Source organism: Microcoleus sp. MON2_D5 (assembly GCF_036701905.1).
Lineage (GTDB): Bacteria > Cyanobacteriota > Cyanobacteriia > Cyanobacteriales > Microcoleaceae > Microcoleus.
In genome coordinates this window covers 59,070-76,397 of record NZ_JAUBRM010000010.1, presented here as the reverse complement: position 1 = coordinate 76,397, position 17,328 = coordinate 59,070, and the positions used below count along the sequence as shown (strand labels likewise).

12 protein-coding genes are annotated in these 17,328 nt (G+C 46.9%); 4 read left to right on the top strand and 8 right to left on the bottom strand.

The window, feature by feature from the left end:
- Positions 1-570 precede the first annotated feature (570 nt).
- The 4 genes from acnB (at position 571) to QUA47_RS05805 (ending at position 4,633) form a co-directional block, all read left to right on the top strand.
- The gene (gene acnB, locus QUA47_RS05820) at positions 571-3,186 is read left to right on the top strand and encodes a bifunctional aconitate hydratase 2/2-methylisocitrate dehydratase (protein ID WP_333280815.1); all 2,616 of its coding nucleotides are present in this window, start codon (positions 571-573) and stop codon (positions 3,184-3,186) included.
- A 159-nt stretch (positions 3,187-3,345) separates the two neighbouring features.
- The gene (locus QUA47_RS05815) at positions 3,346-3,702 is read left to right on the top strand and encodes a hypothetical protein (protein WP_333430034.1); all 357 of its coding nucleotides are present in this window, start codon (positions 3,346-3,348) and stop codon (positions 3,700-3,702) included.
- 9 nt (positions 3,703-3,711) lie between these two features.
- A complete protein-coding gene (locus tag QUA47_RS05810) occupies positions 3,712-4,167 on the top strand; it encodes a nucleic acid-binding protein (RefSeq protein WP_333430033.1) in 456 nt (151 codons plus the stop codon).
- A gap of 85 nt (positions 4,168-4,252) precedes the next feature.
- Complete coding sequence (locus QUA47_RS05805; RefSeq protein ID WP_333165736.1) at positions 4,253-4,633, top strand: cupin domain-containing protein; 381 nt, start codon at positions 4,253-4,255, stop codon at positions 4,631-4,633.
- A gap of 275 nt (positions 4,634-4,908) precedes the next feature.
- On the opposite strand, the gene QUA47_RS05800 is transcribed toward QUA47_RS05805, so the two are convergent.
- The 8 genes from QUA47_RS05800 to QUA47_RS05765 form a co-directional block, all read right to left on the bottom strand.
- Positions 4,909-5,568 (bottom strand): pentapeptide repeat-containing protein, encoded by a 660-nt coding sequence (locus QUA47_RS05800; RefSeq protein ID WP_333430032.1) that lies wholly within the window; start codon positions 5,566-5,568, stop codon positions 4,909-4,911.
- Positions 5,569-5,729: 161 nt separating this feature from the next.
- Complete coding sequence (locus tag QUA47_RS05795) at positions 5,730-7,379, bottom strand: ABC transporter substrate-binding protein (protein ID WP_333430031.1); 1,650 nt, start codon at positions 7,377-7,379, stop codon at positions 5,730-5,732.
- Between the two features lie 59 nt (positions 7,380-7,438).
- A complete protein-coding gene (locus tag QUA47_RS05790) occupies positions 7,439-7,570 on the bottom strand; it encodes a hypothetical protein (RefSeq protein ID WP_333137299.1) in 132 nt (43 codons plus the stop codon).
- On the bottom strand, positions 7,545-12,377 hold the full coding sequence (locus QUA47_RS05785; protein WP_333430030.1) for a PAS domain S-box protein: 4,833 nt from the start codon (positions 12,375-12,377) through the stop codon (positions 7,545-7,547). Before QUA47_RS05785 ends, QUA47_RS05790 begins: the two co-directional genes overlap by 26 nt.
- An 851-nt stretch (positions 12,378-13,228) precedes the next feature.
- Positions 13,229-14,704, bottom strand: coding sequence for an adenylate/guanylate cyclase domain-containing protein (locus tag QUA47_RS05780; protein WP_333430029.1), 1,476 nt, complete (start codon positions 14,702-14,704; stop codon positions 13,229-13,231).
- Between the two features lie 70 nt (positions 14,705-14,774).
- A complete protein-coding gene (locus tag QUA47_RS05775) occupies positions 14,775-15,119 on the bottom strand; it encodes a slr1659 superfamily regulator (protein ID WP_190659765.1) in 345 nt (114 codons plus the stop codon).
- A 46-nt stretch (positions 15,120-15,165) separates the two neighbouring features.
- Entirely contained in the window at positions 15,166-15,744 is a 579-nt protein-coding gene (locus tag QUA47_RS05770; RefSeq protein ID WP_333430028.1) for a DUF6272 family protein, read from the bottom strand.
- Positions 15,745-15,821: 77 nt separating this feature from the next.
- Positions 15,822-17,327 (bottom strand): PP2C family protein-serine/threonine phosphatase, encoded by a 1,506-nt coding sequence (locus QUA47_RS05765; protein WP_333430027.1) that lies wholly within the window; start codon positions 17,325-17,327, stop codon positions 15,822-15,824.
- Between the last annotated feature and the right edge of the window lies 1 nt (position 17,328).

Here is a 17,328-nt window from a genome sequence, read left to right as displayed (position 1 = left end):
TTAATCGATCCATTAGCAGGACAACTTTTTTAAACTTGTGGTAAATGACGATTTCCGATGCAGAGCATTGGTAACAACTGAAGGACTTAATTTCATTTGTCAATCAGTAAGATTACTCAAAAAAACTGCTTTTCTAGGAGTAGAAAATTCGCGATTTGGGAGTGGGTGAGCCTAAATATGGCACTCGGCATGATTCCTCGATCGCGCCAATCTGAGTTTTGTACCCACAATCCGAGTAAATTCTGAGCATAATTGCTCACTGACAAATGGTTCCCTAGCTTTAGCTGTTAGGGATGGATGCAGAGGACGATCGATCGTAGCCCACTACACATTAATCTTAACCACAACAATGCAACTGACGGCCTCTACACTGCTCGGCTGGAGTGCGATCTCGTACACTCGGAATGGAGAACACATCTATCTTTGGTATGACAATCTACTGTTTTTAAAGTTGCGTTAAGTTTTTATAAGAGCGAGGTACTTTACTCAATGTGCAGCGGAAGCTCCTAATCTAAAAAGTAAAGTCACCTGCTTGCCAACCACTGAATATTATCCGAGGAGAGAGGAGAAATGCTTGAATCTTACCGCCGTACCGCGGCCGTTCGGGCCGCTTTGGGAATTCCACCGCTGCCGCTGGACGCCCAGCAAACGTCGGAACTGTGTGAACTGCTGAAAAATCCGCCGGCTGGAGAAGAAGAAACCTTAATAGAATTATTGCGCGATCGCGTCCCGCCCGGAGTAGACAGCGCCGCCTACGTCAAAGCTGGTTTTCTAACTGGCATTGCTAAAGGTGAAATCCACAGCCCCCTAATTGCTCCCAAATGGGCCGTTTACCTGCTGGGGACAATGATGGGCGGTTACAACGTCCAATCTTTAATCGATTTGCTCAACCCCACTGCCGAGGTCGCCATTCCCGCCACCGCAGCCCGGGCACTGAGCAAAACGTTGTTAGTATTCGACGCTTTCCACGACGTTATAGCTTTGTCGGATACAAATCCCTACGCCAAGCAGGTAGTCGATTCTTGGGCGGATGCTGAGTGGTTTACGGGTCGTCCTGTGTTGCCAGAAGCGATTACCGTTACAGTCTTCAAAGTTCCTGGAGAAACGAATACTGACGACTTGTCGCCAGCACCTCATGCTACCACGCGGCCCGATATTCCCCTGCACGCTTTGGCGATGCTGGAAAGTAAGATGCCTGGGGGTTTGCAAACCATTGCAGAATTGAAGCAAAAAGGCCATCCGGTAGCCTATGTTGGTGATGTTGTCGGTACCGGTTCGTCGCGGAAATCAGCGATTAATTCCGTGCTGTGGCACATTGGCAATGATATTCCGTTTGTGCCCAACAAGCGCAGTGGCGGTTATATTCTGGGAAGTGCGATCGCCCCGATTTTCTTCAATACCGCTGAAGATTCCGGTGCATTGCCGATCGAATGTGATGTCTCCCAAATGGAAACAGGAATGGTAATTACCATCCATCCCTACAAAGGCGAAATCACTAACGAAGCCGGAGAAATTATCTCCACATTCACGCTCAAACCCGACACAATTCTAGACGAAGTTCGCGCCGGCGGTCGAATTCCGCTATTAATTGGACGGACTTTAACCGACAAAACCCGCGCAGCTTTAGGACTAGAACCTAGCACTATTTTTACCCGTCCTACAATCCCAGTAGATACGGGCAAAGGCTTCACTTTAGCACAAAAAATGGTAGGCAAAGCTTGCGGTTTGTCCGGCGTTCGTCCCGGTACATCTTGCGAACCAGCCATGACAACAGTCGGCTCGCAAGATACCACCGGGCCGATGACTCGGGACGAATTGAAAGAACTTGCTTGTTTGGGATTTAGCGCCGATTTGGTAATTCAAAGTTTCTGCCACACCGCCGCTTATCCGAAACCAGTTGATGTCAAAACTCACCATGAATTACCCGATTTCATATCACAGCGTGGCGGCATAGCTTTGCGTCCCGGAGACGGCATAATTCACTCCTGGCTGAATCGAATGTTATTGCCGGATACAGTGGGAACCGGCGGCGATTCTCACACTCGTTTTCCTTTGGGAATTTCCTTTCCTGCGGGATCGGGATTGGTGGCCTTTGCTGCCGCCTTGGGCGTTATGCCTTTGGATATGCCGGAATCGGTTTTAGTGCGGTTTAAAGGTGAATTGCAGCCGGGAGTAACGCTCAGGGATGTTGTGAATGCCATTCCCTATGTAGCAATTCAAAAAGGTTTGCTAACCGTCGAGAAACAGAATAAGAAAAACATCTTTTCTGGGCGGATTATGGAGATTGAAGGTTTGCCGAATTTGAAGGTGGAGCAGGCTTTTGAATTGACCGATGCGACTGCTGAGCGTTCTTGCGCTGGATGCACGATTAAACTGAGCGTGGAGACTGTTTCCGAGTACATTCGTTCCAATGTCGCGCTGCTGAAAAACATGGTGGCGCGGGGCTATCAAGATGCGCGGACGATGATGCGCCGGGTAGCGAAGATGGAGGAATGGCTGGCAAATCCGGTACTGCTGGAGGCTGATGCTGATGCGGAATACGTTGAAATCATCGAAATCGATTTGAACGAGATTAAAGAGCCAATTGTGGCTGCCCCCAATGACCCGGATAATGTTAAGTTGTTGAGTGAGGTTGCGGGCGATCGGGTTGACGAAGTATTTGTCGGTTCTTGCATGACAAATATCGGTCACTACCGCGCCACTGCGAAGGTGTTGGAAGGTGCAGGGGAAGTGAAAACTCGCCTGTGGATTTGTCCGCCCACTCGCATGGACGAACAGCAACTCAAAGAAGAAGGTTTCTACAGCATTTTTGGAGCCGCTGGAGCTCGCACAGAAATGCCGGGTTGCAGTCTTTGTATGGGCAATCAAGCCCGGGTTAAAGATGCGACAACGGTTTTTTCCACTTCTACTCGCAACTTTAACAACCGCATGGGCAAAGATGCACAAGTTTATCTCGGTTCGGCGGAATTGGCGGCCGTTTGTTCGCTGTTAGGTCGCATTCCTACAGTCGAAGAATACAATGACATTGTGTCGAAGAGAATCGATCCTTTTGCTGGCGATTTGTATCGGTATTTGAATTTCGATCAAATTGCTGGTTTTGAGGATGAAGGGCGAGTGATTGCTTTGGAAGATATGCCTCGCATTGAGGATATTTTGGGGATTCCCGATGGTGTGTTGAGCAAGTAAAAAGTGTGGCGGGCTACGGCCCGCCCTTTGTTTATAATAGGAGTAGGGGTTCACGCTTGCATCTCTAATTCACGTCCACGATATTGATCGACCCGCCCCCCTCCCCTTTTAGTAAATCAATTGAACTTCATATAAATCTGAGAAAGGAGAAAAGTGATTATGCCTGAGCAAGCTTTAATCAGCGAAAGCCAAGCAACAGCAACTTCAGCGCCAGAAACTCGCATAGGCGAAGAAATTGTAGATTTTTTGCGGGAGATTCAGCAAACTCCGAGAGAATATTGGCCAAACTTACTTCAGATGATTCGGCTATTTCGCGAAACATTAGAAATGAAGCCAGGAACCCCCGATACTTCGATAAAAGCTACAGACGAAATTAAGACCATCGATCCCCTACAGCAGCACGAAGCTCTGAGCAAATTGCTACAGTCTTGGGTTGACGATGGAGATGAACAGGAGCAAACAGAAACCGCTGAAGTTCTCCGCAAGGCACTAGAAGAAAATCCCGTGCATATATAAGAGCATTCCATGAGCAGAATAGTGTTCTTAGATTCTGGGCCGTTAGGAATTGTTACCAATCCCAAAGCCACCTCTCCTTTATATCAAGAGGGCAAACTTTGGCTGCAATCTTTGCCCATGAAAGGTTACATTGTAATGCTCCCTGAAATTGCTGACTATGAGGTGAGGCGCGAATTAATTCGTGCAGGTAAGGCGGCAGGCATTAGACGACTTGATGAACTTAAATCGCAACTTCCCTACCGTCATTTGACTACAGAAGTAATGCTTTTAGCAGCTCAGTTGTGGGCTGATTCGAGAAGGAGAGGAAGACCAACAGCCGAACCTAATGCACTTGACGGAGATGTGATTTTGGCGGCTCAAGCAATATTGGAGGCCAGTGAAGGCAATGAGGTGATAATTGCGACAACAAATGTGGGGCATTTGTCGCAATTTGTTGATGCTCGCGAGTGGCGACTAATTCAGTAATCTTTAAATCGATCGCACTTACCTAATCCCTGCTATACTTTCAACTACAGATATTTTTGCAGACACCGTTAGCGAGATAAACAGCATGGTGGAAACAGTGGACACAATCGAAAAAATTGACGATCGCACGCAAACCCGCTACTGGGGTCAAGTTACAGTTATAGACGCGGGCGATCGTTATAAGATCAATCGCATTGAAGTCAAGCCGGGGCATCACATCAGCACCCAAATGCACTATCACCGCAGCGAACACTGGGTTGTCGTCTCCGGTACCGCTAAAGTTATCTGCGACGACAAAGAGACGATTCTCATGCAGAAACAGTCAACCTATGTTCCCATGAATACTGCTCACCGCGTAGAAAATCCAGGCGTTATACCCCTGGTGATGATTGAAATCCAAAATGGTGAATACCTCGGCGATGATGACATTATCCGCTTCGCCCAAGATAGTCACGAGGAAGATTGATCCTAGATCCAAATATGAAGCAATCCCAGACGCTAGGGAAAAGCTTCGCACACCGAACAATGATCGAAAGCATCCAGGATACAAGCCCCCGGATTAATACGTGGGGTCAATGCTTCAATCTAAAATCTAAAATCTAAAATCGATTGACCTACCCAGCGATCGGAAACAAGATAAATCCTACAATTAAAACTGTAGGGGCAATTTCAGAATTGCCCCTACGTTGTTATATTAAGTTTCTTAAGGACTAGAATTTGATATAGCAATTGGCGATCGTCCTACGGCAAAGAAGCGTTTTTCAAATCTACATTTGCCATATTGGCATTCTTTAAATTAGCACCTGTCAAGTCCGAACCGTTCAAATTTGCACCGTTCAAATTTGCATTGGTCAAATTTGCATCCCGCAAGTTGACTCCCTGTACGTCCATTCCCGACAAACTGCCACCTCTGAGGCTGACATTCGCTAAATTCGCTACAGACTGGCGAGCATTTCTCAGGTTTGCACCCGCCAAATTGGCGCTTTCTAAATTAGCGCCGATTAAATTAGCGCTGGTGAGGTTGGTATTTTTCAAACTCGCAATCACTAAACCCGCCATACTTAGATTAGCACGGCTCAAATCCGCACCCTCCAAATTAGCCCCGTGCATTTTAGCCGCAATTAAACTCGCACCTTGCAATTTAGCTTGTTTCAGATTGGCTTCGTTCAGTTTGGCTTCGTCCAAATTTGCACCGTTCAAATTTGCACCTCTGAGATTCGCACCGCTCAAATCTGCCCCGCTCAGATTCATACCAGCAAGTTGCGCTCCCGTCAAGTCACATTGGCTACATTTTTTAGTTTCTAATAGTTGCTTGACGTGGGATACGTTTTCTGCCTTTACTCCCGAGGCCCAGCCCATCGCAATTAGCAGCCCTGTTGTTGTTAAAATTCCAAGTTTCATATACCCACCCTCAGCAAAATCTCTCTTTTAATAATATCCCACATTATTAAAGAGGTTAGGGTGATCAGTCTCTTTGAGAAACTGTGACAATCATCACCCTGTTGTGCACAAAATATGCAATAATTATTGACGTTTCAACTCCCCCAAATTATTGTAACGAATTATTGCTTCTTCAGGAACCAAAAAGGAAAAGATTGCGTCGGTTCGAGACGAACCCCAGCGATGCTGTTCTGAGCAAATGTATAGTCCTTATCCTGCCAAAGAGGGATGAAAGGTACATCTTTACCCAGTATGTCTTGAATTTCGGCAAATATGCCTTTGCGGGTTTCAGGGTTTGTTTCTTTGCGCTGCTGGTCGATCAGTTGATTTACCCGATCGCTATAATAAAACGAACCCTGACTTTGACTTGCACCCTTGGAGCAGCCCCCAGCCTCCGAACCTGTGGCACAATCTAAAAACGGCTGAATGTAATTGTCAGCGTCAAAAAAGTCGGCGGACCAATCCACTAAAACCGCAGGATAAATTCCCTTCTCTATGTTTTGAAACAAAGTCGGAGATTCAACGCTGTTAATTTCTACCTGCATTATCCCGTCCATTTTGAGTTTAGTTTGCGCCTCGATCGTACTGGCGACTAAAGCTCTTTTTCTGGAAGCCGAAGCATACCAAATTGGCAGAACAAAAGGATTTGTAGCCGAGTATCCCGCTTTCGTTAAAAGTTCCTTAGCTTTTGCGGTGTTGGCGTCGCCGTACAGTTCTTTGAAAACCGGTTTTTGAACGTCCAAGGTTGTGGGAATCAGACTGTAAAGCGGTTGTGCTTGTCCCTGCAGTACGCGCTCGTTAATCAGGGGGCGATCCATCACTGATGCGATCGCTTGTCTCACTTCTAACTTATCCAGCGGTTTAGACTGCATATTCAGCGTCATGTAATTAACCGTACTGCTTTCCCCCGCGATTTCCTGCCATTTCCCTTTTTTTGCTCCCTCGTCCAAGCTGCGAACTTGGTCTGCATCCAGAGACAAATAAGCCACATCGACTGCACCAGTCTGAAAAGTATTGAACAAATTTGACGAACTAGAAAGCAGCAAAATGTCAATTCCTTGATTAACCGGCTTTTCCCCCCAATACTTGTCAAACACGTCAAACTTGAGAGAATCGCTGCCGTATTTCGCCAGCTTGTAACGTCCAGTTCCCACAAAGGTATCGGGTTTAAATTTACCCTGCCCAATCTCGTAAGCTTTTGGAGAAACCGCACACATACCGGAAAATGTCAACAGGGAAGGAAAAGCAGCAAAAGGCTTTTTGAGTTGAAAAGTTAATTCGTATTCGCCCGTCGCTTTCACCGATTCCACTGTATCGCTCAACAACAAAGCCGGACTGCCGCCATTTTGGATAAACCGCTGCAAGGAAAATTCCATTGCTGCGGCGTTAAACGGTGTGTCGTCGTGAAAAATAACTCCTTGACGCAAGGGGACTGTATATGTCAATCCGTCTTGGCTAACTTTTGGCATTGCTGTCGCTAAGTGGGGGATTAACTCTGTAGTTCCCGACTTGTAAGTGTAGAGAGTGTCGCCCAAATTTCGCAGCAATTGTCCTGATAAGGTTTCGTAACCGTCTGCAGGGTCGATCGTCCGCAATTTCAAGGTTGTGCCAATAGTAACGCGGTTATTAGCATTTTCGCCGCTCGCAGTCACCGATCTACGTGGTCCCTGTCCGCAACTTGCAGTTAAAAAGCAGCACAGAAAGAACAGAGCTATTGCTTTAATCACTGAAGGTTTTATACGTATTCTAGGCTGCTGCTTGTTAATTCCCATCGTCTTTTTTTGACACTCCAAATTATTGATTATATTATCAGGACTTACGCACTATTAGACTAGAAACCGGATTTATTTGTAGATTCTCCTGCAATACAAATATCGCTGCCTAACCACAGCAACTTAAAAGCTTGGTGATGTTCGATCGGTTTGAGATCCTTCGGCTCAATTTTTATAGCTTGCTGGCTCATGAGTATTCTTGCTAAGAAGTGCGGCGATCGTCTTAATTAATTCATCCGGTGCGATCGGCTTTGCCAGATGTCGGTGGAATCCAGCTTGCAAAGCTTGCTGTTTATTAAACTCGCCCGCATAGGCAGTCAGGGCGATCGCGGGAATCAGCCCACCCCGTTCTGGCGGTAAGGCTCGCACTTGCCGCAACAGCATATAGCCATCCATCCCCGGCATTCCAATGTCGCTCAACAGGACATCGGGCTGGAAATTAGTCAACGCTGTGATGGCTTCTTGAGGGACAGCGACCGTCAGTACCTCTGCACCTGCATCTTCTAGCAAAAAGGAAATCAAGTCTCGCATATCCGGCTCATCATCTACAACCAGTATCCGCATCCCGGATAACGGTTCATCCGCAGTCGATCGTTCCGAAAGTCCTGCAAGAGAGTTTTCTTGTCCCTTTACCTTCCCTGATAGGGGCAGTCTTACAGTAAAGGTAGCTCCTAGCCCTTCACCCGGGCTATCTGCGACAACGGTGCCGCCGTGCAGTTCGACTAGATGGCGCACGATCGCCAGCCCCAATCCCAAGCCACCAAAATTGCGGGTTGTGGCGCCATCTTTTTGCCGGAAGTAGTCAAACACGTAGGGTAAAAACTCGCGTGCGATGCCAATCCCTGTATCCGCCACCGTAATTTGAGCGTGATTGCCAACACGAGTCAAATTCACCTCAACGCGCCCTCCGGCTGAGGTGAATTTGACCGCATTAGAAACAAGATTCCAAACAATCTGCTGCAAACGGCCCGAATCCCCCAAAATCTGTCCCACCTGAGGATCTAACACAGTCCGAATATCAATGGATTTGGCAACTGAAGCCAAATTGACGGTTTCGATCGCCGATTCCACCGTTAAAGCTAAATCGACTGGACGCATATTAAGACTGAGCTTGCCTTGAAGAATTTTCGAGACATCGAGCAAATCTTCAATCAGTTCACTTTGCAGCCTGGCGTTGCGTTCGATCGTCGCTAACGCCTGTGCCGTTTTCGCCGCATCCAGCTTGCCAGTTTGCAGCAGCTTTGACCAGCCCAGGATGGGATTGAGGGGCGATCGCAATTCATGGGATAGTACCGCTAAAAACTCATCCTTGATCCGATTTGCCTGTTTTAGCTGTTCCGCTTGCTGCTGGAGTGAATCGTTCAGGCTTGCCCGTTCCAGAGCGATCGCAATTTGGTCACAGGTCGATCGCAGCAGCTCGATTTCTGCAGGCGTGAAGTGCGTCCGAGTCCGACTGGCAAATGAGAGCGTTCCTAATAACCGCCCTTGAGCGATTAACGGTTGACCCGCGTAAGCCGTGATGCCCATTTCAAAGAGGGCTTTAGCATTTGGATGAGTGGAAATTTGGGCTTGATTCAAGATTAGTTGCTGCTGCGTTTGGGCAACGACTCCACAGAGATATTCACCTAATTCGATCCATGCGATCGCCTGCACCCTTTCTTCAGAGAGGCCGTCGTAGTTTCTCAAATGCAGCATCAGGCGGTTGTCTTTTTCTTCCACCATGAAGTTGTAGTAACAGTGCAGATCGAGTTGCACTGAAAGTTTGCGGAATAGCGCGTGCATCAAAGCCAGAGGCTGTTCTGTCTTCAACAGATCGCGGGTAGTTTCATAAAGCAATTGCAGTCGCTCACTTGCTTGCCGTTGTGCGGTCTTGTCCTGCATGATTTTGACAAATCCCTGGGGATAATCGGCTTCATTAAGCAGGGGCATCATCAATCCACTGGCCCAAAAGCGATTCCCATCTTTGCGGACGTGCCAGCGTTCGTCTTCGGCCCGTCCTTGGAGTAGAGCCGTTTGCTTCTCGCACTCGGCTTGTCCTTGTTCGTTATCTTCGGGCGTGAAGATCATCCGAGCGGGGCAACCAATTGCTTCTGTCTCGGTATAGCCCAACAACCTTTCTGCCCCTGAGTTCCAACTGGCAATGATGCCGTTAAGGTCGAGGGTGAAGATGGCATAATCTTTGGCGCTTTCAAAGATCAGACGGAGGCGGGATTCACTCTGGCGCAGGGATTCCTCAGCTTGTTTGTGGTCTTCAATATCAACACAAGAGCCTATGTAGCCCAAGAACTCACCTTCCCATCCGTACCGAGGAACAGCTTCATCCATAATCCAACGGTATATGCCATCAAAGCGTTTCAAACGATATTCCATCTTGAACGGTTGACGGGCATCAAAGGCAGTCACATAGGTGTGTAAACACCGATCGAGGTCGTCGGGGTGGACTCCTTGTGTCCAACCATTGTCCCTTTCTTGTTCGATCGTGCGTCCCGTAAAGTTTAGCCACGGGAGGTTGAAGTAATAACAGAGTTTATCGGTGCCAGCCATCCAAATCAGCACAGGGGCAGCATCTGCCATCAGCCGGAACCTTTCCTCACTCTCCCGTAGTGTGGCTTCGGCTTGTTTGCGATCGGTGATATCGTTGACCAGTGCTGCAAACCCTTCAACTTTTCCCTGGCTATTGAAGCGGGGAACATAGGTTGCATTGACATAACGGGTTACACCATCTTTGTAGGGAATTTGGGTTTCAAAGGTCACTTCCTCTCCTGCCAAGACTTGCTCAACATAAGGACGAATCCCTTCATAGGCAGTTTCGCCTAAAACCTCTCGGAGGTGCTTGCCAAAGATTTCCGCTGCCGGATGTCCAAACCATTCTTCATATGCTCGATTGTTGAAGCGGTAGCATTGGTCTGAGTCTACAAAGGTGATCAAGGCAGGCACGGCATTGGTAACTAAACGAAGTTCTGCTTCTCGTTGTTGCAATACCTCCTCGGCAAGTTTTCGATCGGTAACATTTCGGAAATAAATGGTAATCCCGTTCGCGGCAGGGTAGGTGCGAACTTCATACCAACGATCGTGGTCCGGATAAAACGCCGTGACTGATAAAGCCACGCGCTCGTTGGCCACGCGCCGATAAACCCGCTCAAACTCGCTGCCCTTGAGTCCTGGGAATTCTTCCCACAAATTCTTCCCAATCAGAGCGCCCGGAGTGCGGTCTAGCAGAATTTCCGCTGACCGATTCAGGTAAGTGAAACGCCAATTCTCATCCAGGGAAAAGAATCCATCATCAATGCTTTCCAGAATGTTCCGACTCTGCTCTTCGCTTTGACGCAACGCTTCTTCGGCTTGTTTGCGATCGCTGATGTCGATGAATACGCCCCGCGTCGAAATTAGGATGCCCTCAGCGTTGTAGGCGCAATCGCCCTTTGCCAAAATCCAACGAACGGTGCCATCGGCCCACAGCGTCCGATATTCTATTTCAGTATGCGCTTGATTCGCTTTTAGCTCACTGATGACGGTGTGAACGAATGGACGATCGTCGGGATGCACAGCTTCTAACAACACCTGCACCGACATTGCTGTACTCACGGGTAAACCAAACATCGCTTTGGCTCTATCCGTAAAACTCATCGTGTCTGTTTCTATATTCCAATACCACAAACCAAAATTGCCGCCTTCGGAAGCGAGTCGGAGCTGTTCTTGGCTCTCGCGCAACGCCTGGAACGATCGATCGCGCTCGAAGGCGATGCTGGCAACTTGGGTGCCGAACTCGGCGAGTTTATATTCCCACTCCGTCGGCCTCCGCGCCTCGCTAAAGCAAAGCATCAGCGACCCCAGAGCTACATTGTCCTGCCCGATCACGGGCTGAGAATGACACCCTAGAATGCCATGAGCCACGCATAAATTTCGCCATGCTTGCGACCAGCCATCGTCGTTGGCAATGTCGGCGCAGGTCACGGGCTGACCGCAATACACTGCTTCGCCGCAGGTTCCAATGCACAAATCGTTAATCGGAGCATCCTTGAGTCCTTCACCAAAAGACGGTGGAAAGTCTGGAGTAATGGAAGCGTTAAACGTCAGTCGCCGATCGTCGGCTAGCAGGAAGCAGGCGCGGGTACCCGGATTTAGTCTGGATACTGAGCCACACACGGCTGCCAGACAGTCGTCTAGTGGCTGTCCGAATGCGATCGACTCCAGCAGTCGTTTCTGCTCGATTAGGATGAGTTCCGCCTGTTTGCGATCGGTGATGTCAGCAAGCAAAACGGTCAGTCCACTGGGCGAAGGGTAAATTCGATGGTCGTGCCAACCATTCCAAGGAGAGTAGAGATAATCAAACTGGAGCGGCTTTTGTTCGCGCATTGCCCGATGAAACTGCACATAAGCATCGGTGTCAACGGCAGCGGGAAATAGCTCCCAAACGTTCTGACCCAGAATCGCTGACCGCGGCATTCCAACCATTTCACAGTAGCGATCGTTGGCATAGGTGTAGCGCCAATCGCGATCGAGGATGTAAAACCCATCGTTGATGCTAGAAAGTACCGTTTCTAGTTGTTCTTTTGCCTCAGTCGCCGCAGCTTGTGCTGCTTCGCCCTGCACCTGTTGTTCTAGTTCCATTGCCTGCTGTAAATTTTGCAAGGCTGCTTTCGCGTTTTTTATAGCAGTGCGCCACGATTGATTGAGTGAAGCGATCAATCCTGCCGCGATCGAAAACATACCCAACCGAACTATTGTCTGTAGATTAGCGCTCTGTAACGAATAGAACGGCTCAATAAAAAAATAGTTGATTGCCAGCGTGGATAAAATTGTTGCCAGCAACCCGGCCCCGAAACTGCCATACCAGGTACTCACTATCACCGCGATGAAAAACAGGGGCGTCGTGGTTGGGTAGATCCACGGTAAAAGCGATCGCGTTAGCCCCAGTGCCAGTGCCACGGAGAGGGTCGCCACACCATAGGGAAATAGTCGAACTCTGAAAATGCTGTTGATTCCCTCTAAACTCACCCTTTGTACTCCTTATCCGAAAAATATCTTCCTCGCTGCGCCTTACTGCAACGCTTCGCGAATGCATTAAGGCGAATTACCTAACTCGTCCAGCAAGATGTAAATTTGCTCGAGTGCCCAGCCAGAAGGGGCAGCGTGTCCATTTTCCCAACGATTAATCGTGGGAATGGTCATCCCTCATTCATCCGCCAACTTTTTCTGAGACAGCTTCAGCGCTTGCCCCAGTTCTCGCCCCCAATTATCGATCGCTGCTTGTTCCGCCCTCAGCCGTTCTATTTTTTTGAGAGGCCTCAGAATTAACAGGTATAAAGCTTTTTATATTTTACACCTTTGACAGAGCCCGGAGGTCAGTCATCTCTCTCAAGATAGGTTTTAGTTGTTGCGGCTTGAACATATAAACGCTTCAGCTTACAAACGCGCGTCTATTACCGGGGACGGTTTGGCTTTGCTTGAAAGTCTCTGGTTTATGCTTGCCCTAAAAGTTCTATTTTTGATGGTGTTGTGCCTGATTTTAAACACGCGATAGGCTTCTGTTTTCTTCATCCCAGAAAGCTCTCGGGCCTTGGATGACTTTGTGACGTAAGTCATAACTGTAGAGTTTGGCCATGAGCGGATTGAACATTATCAAGGTGAGGGACTATCTCTAGTATCTGTCCTAGCAGCCTTGGCGAGTGTTAGTTATATTATTATTATTCGGATGTAAGCGGATTGGATATGATTCATGATTCATGACTCCGCCCAACAACGGATACTTGCTTTCCGAGAGGAGTTGTAAGCAGTTCAAAATTTTAGACCAAACTTCCATGTCCCAGATTCCTCTGTGGAATAAATCTAAAATCGACTAACTTGCTTTAAATTCCTTTGAGGAGCGATCGCCAATCCCGACAGCGTTTCAGGTAAATGCGAGCTACCCGATCGCTCGGATTTGTCCGCAAACATTCTTCAAACAATTTCCCCGCTTCTCGGAAATCCTTGCGATCGCACAGTAACATAGCTTCATTATATACAGGCAAATTTGCTAGCTTGGCAGACAGAATTTCCGGCGGATCTGCATCAAATACCTCATAGACTACGACATATTGAGATTTTCCTTTTACCTGTACTTTATCCACAATCCTAATAGCATAATCGTTCGGATTTCGCAACCGTTCCAAAGTCTGCTGAGAAATTAACAGAGGTACGCCGTAATCTTTGGTCAATCCTTCAATGCGAGATGCTAGATTAACAGCATCGCTAATCACAGTGCTGTCCATTCGGCTTTTACCCCCGACTGTCCCCAGCATCAAAGAACCCGAATTGATGCCAATTCCAATTTGAATCGGGATGTAGCCGACGCCTTGACGGTATTCGTTGTAATTTTTTAGGAGATTTAGCATTGCAATACCCGCTTTCACTGCATCATCTGCAAAGTCACTAAACAAAGCCATAATTGCATCGCCGATGTATTTGTCAATAAACCCGTTATTGCTAGTAATGGCAGGCTCCATCCGCGAAAGATAAGCATTGATAAATTTAAAATTTTGTTGGGGAGTCATAGTTTCTGAAAGCGTCGTGAAATCGCGAATATCCGAAAATAGCACCGACATTTCCTGCTGCACTTGGTCGCCTAGATTGACATCTATAATACTTTCATATCCCAACAAATTTAGAAATTGGTGAGGCACAAATCTACCGTAGGCATCCGTTAACTCTGATTCGGCATCCAGGGATTTTTCTAAATTTTGATTGAGATCAAATAGTTTCTTAATAAATAAATGGCGATCGGCTTCCGCTTCTTTGCGTTCCGTGACATCTTGAAAAACTGCGATCGCAAAAGCAACTTTGCCACCCTCGTCAAAAATTGGCGTTCCCCAAATCTCAAGGGGAATTTTCTTGTGGGATTGATGAATTTCCAGATCCTCAGCCGTCGCGTTTTCGCCCCTCAAAGCTCGGACGATCGGCAAATTCTCGAAAGGGTAAATAGTGTTAGTTCCCGCAATATAAATTTGATAACTTTCTGACAAATCCTCAACTGCATTTAATGGCAAAACTCCTTGACCGAGTAACTGCTGTCCGGCGTGATTTACATAGTAAGGTCTGCCTTGAGAATCCAGCACGAGCACACCTATGGGAATCGCTTCGAGAAATTGAGCCAGCTTGACTTCGCCTTCGCGCACCGCCTCGAATGCACGAGATCGCAACTCAGTTTCAACCGTATCGGAATGTTCAGCAGTAGTTTCCAGCAAGATTTCCAGATCCGCTTTTTCCTCCTTCAAGTCTTCCACTTGCTGGCGCAATCTTTCTATCTCTAAAAGTAGCTGTTCTCTAGATGGTTGTTCTTCCAGCATAACTCGAGAATTGGCGCCTCGACTAACAAAAAATTGCTCAACAGCTCGCACCCTAAAAGTAATCGTGTTTCTAGAAAAATTCCAACTCCAAACCTGGCATCAGGCGCTGGAAATTCTTCAAAGATTTACCGTGCCAAGCTATGCTTTGAGAACCTTGTACCGCCATTTGCACCCTGGCTGTTTTGCGAACCTCGATAATAAACTTCGATAGCATATTGATGCCAGAACTGTTCAAAAATTCTAACTGCTGCAAATTGAGGGTAATTTTCGTCGGTTCCACGTCGGCAACCTTCGCCAGCAACTCCGCTATCGGCGTGTACTCTGCAGGCCCGCTCAGCCTTAGAGATCCAAGAAAACTCACGGTTGCCGTTGCTGGATCGTAACAGATTTGGTAATCTCGTGTATTAATTTCCATAGCCACAAAAAAAAGTCCCTTAGATATTATCGATCGCCAGCGTTGCTTATACTGTTAATTGCACCATAGTTGTCACCGCAATTACTTCCGGGTCTTGGTGCACGGTCTGGAATTTCCAGCCAAGTTTAGCAGTATAATCGGTGAGCATGGTCAACAAACCCAATCCAGAATTGGTACAGCTTTCGTCAGCAGCATTTTTTTCCAGCCGCTGAATGTAAAGTTCGCTTGGCTCCGAGGACAGCAACTGCTGAATATAAGCCTGAAACTTGTCCACAGCTTGCGGAGAGATGCTGTTAGCAACTGAGAAAATCACACCGTCGCTCTCTAATTGCAGTTTAATATCGATCGGGTACTCCGAGGTTTCATCATTAAACTTCATGGCATTTTCTAATAACTCGTTGGCAATGTAGCTAACAGCGCTTTTTATTTCAGCTTGTCTTTCAATTGTCGAGGGATCGTCTTGGTTGCGCGGAAAAAAAGTCGTCAGGTAGTCAGCGAGAAAATCCGCAGACAAACCGTTGTTCCGCCACCGCTGCTTGAGAGGAACCGAACTCGGAGAAAATCCCATTATTAAGTATTCTTGGCTAGCGGGCTGCTCGATGAAATGGCCGAAAATCTGGGTCATATCGGTGTAAGAGCTAAAGTTTGAGATGAGGGGCCTCACTAAATATATTTTAAACTTTAGAAGGGATATCCAAGTAGTTATTTTTGTTTGAGTACCAGCAATGTGATGTCATCAAAAACTTTTTGTTCGCCGATGTGCGATCGCACGTCGTTAATTACAGCCTGCCTGATTTCGGCAGCCGAACGCTGCGAATTAATCTCTATTACCTTAATTAACCGCTCTAAACCATAAAGCAGTTTATCCATATTTTTAGCTTCCGTAATCCCGTCAGTGTACAGCACTACCACATCTCCTGAATACAACTGCACAATAGTTTCAGCAACGAATTCAGCAATATCTGCATCCAGTCCGATCGGGAAACCCAAATCGATCGTATCAAACCGCTCTACACAACCGTTAGACCGCACTACAATCATTTCTTCGTGCTGGCCGCTCAACTTCAGCATTCCCTGCTGATAGTCGAGCAAGGCAAGGCTAGCGTTTCTGTCGCATTTCATCCGCTGGATGTTATCGTAAATTACACTGTTAATAGCGCTGAAAAATTTAACCGGGTCTGATTCATTGTAAGCAAGCAAAGTTCGGACTGCCGTTTGAACCATAATCATTACAACGCCGCTCTCCAATCCATGTCCCGTCACGTCGCCAATGCCAATTATCACTCTACCTTTGTGCTGGAGTACGTCGTAATAGTCGCCCCCTACTTCATCGGCAGCTTCCATAAATCCCGCAATATCTAAGCCCATAACTTCCTTGAGTTCTCGGTCTTTCGGCAGCAGCATCTGCTGAATCTTGCGAGTAACGTCTAGTTCTGCGCTCATTCGGATATTTTCAGCTTTTAAGCGATCGTTGAGAACAGTAATTTCTTGATTAGCAGCAACTAAGGCATCGGCAATTTTGTTAAACGCAGCCACCACTTGCCCCAGTTCATCTCTGTTATCCAAAATAATTTTGTGATCTACATTGCCAGTTGCCATCTTTTTTGAGGCTTCGTCTAGGACAAATACAGTTTGCATAACGCTTCTGTAAAAAGCTACAAATAAATAAATAACTATTAGTAAAGTTATTAACACCAAAACCGAAATAAAAAGTTTTTTTGTAATAAAACTCTCAATACGTTTGTGCAGTAAGAAGTCTAATTCCTTAGAAGTTTCGTCCCATAGTTCAAAACTCGAATCCAGAACTCTATCGCTTCCATCAAGATAGGCATAATATTCCACTAAGGCTGTGGGATTAATCAGTTTATCTAGTTGCGCGGTTAGCAGATCTACTACCGAGTTAAATTTTGTCAATTTATCGCTTAATTTCGATCGCAGATTCCCGTGACGATTATTGCTAAATCCTACCTCCATATTGATTGCTAAATCATGATTAAGTTCTCTCAATTTCCCAGCCAAAGTAATCAGTTTTGCTCTTGTTTCAGGTTTGGCATAGGAAAGCAAGCTGTTTTTTTGAGAAATTAGTCTAATTTCTGATAAAATTTTTTGCATTTCTGGAATCTTCAGCAAAGTTGCATCCATTAAATAATAGGTATCTAAATCAGGGTCTAATATGAGATTGGAAATATCGCCGATGTGAGCGCTCAAT

What these genes read in the sequence shown, in the direction of transcription:
- QUA47_RS05770 (WP_333430028.1), bottom strand. Translation starts at nt 15,744, where the DNA reads ATGACCCAGATTTTCGGCCATTTCATCGAGCAGCCCGCTAGCCAAGAA.
- QUA47_RS05800 (WP_333430032.1), bottom strand. Translation starts at nt 5,568, where the DNA reads ATGAAACTTGGAATTTTAACAACAACAGGGCTGCTAATTGCGATGGGC.
- QUA47_RS05775 (WP_190659765.1), bottom strand. Translation starts at nt 15,119, where the DNA reads ATGGAAATTAATACACGAGATTACCAAATCTGTTACGATCCAGCAACG.
- QUA47_RS05815 (WP_333430034.1), top strand. Translation starts at nt 3,346, where the DNA reads ATGCCTGAGCAAGCTTTAATCAGCGAAAGCCAAGCAACAGCAACTTCA.
- QUA47_RS05790 (WP_333137299.1), bottom strand. Translation starts at nt 7,570, where the DNA reads ATGAGCCAGCAAGCTATAAAAATTGAGCCGAAGGATCTCAAACCGATC.
- acnB (WP_333280815.1), top strand. Translation starts at nt 571, where the DNA reads ATGCTTGAATCTTACCGCCGTACCGCGGCCGTTCGGGCCGCTTTGGGA.
- QUA47_RS05810 (WP_333430033.1), top strand. Translation starts at nt 3,712, where the DNA reads ATGAGCAGAATAGTGTTCTTAGATTCTGGGCCGTTAGGAATTGTTACC.
- QUA47_RS05780 (WP_333430029.1), bottom strand. Translation starts at nt 14,704, where the DNA reads ATGCTGGAAGAACAACCATCTAGAGAACAGCTACTTTTAGAGATAGAA.
- QUA47_RS05795 (WP_333430031.1), bottom strand. Translation starts at nt 7,379, where the DNA reads ATGGGAATTAACAAGCAGCAGCCTAGAATACGTATAAAACCTTCAGTG.
- QUA47_RS05805 (WP_333165736.1), top strand. Translation starts at nt 4,253, where the DNA reads ATGGTGGAAACAGTGGACACAATCGAAAAAATTGACGATCGCACGCAA.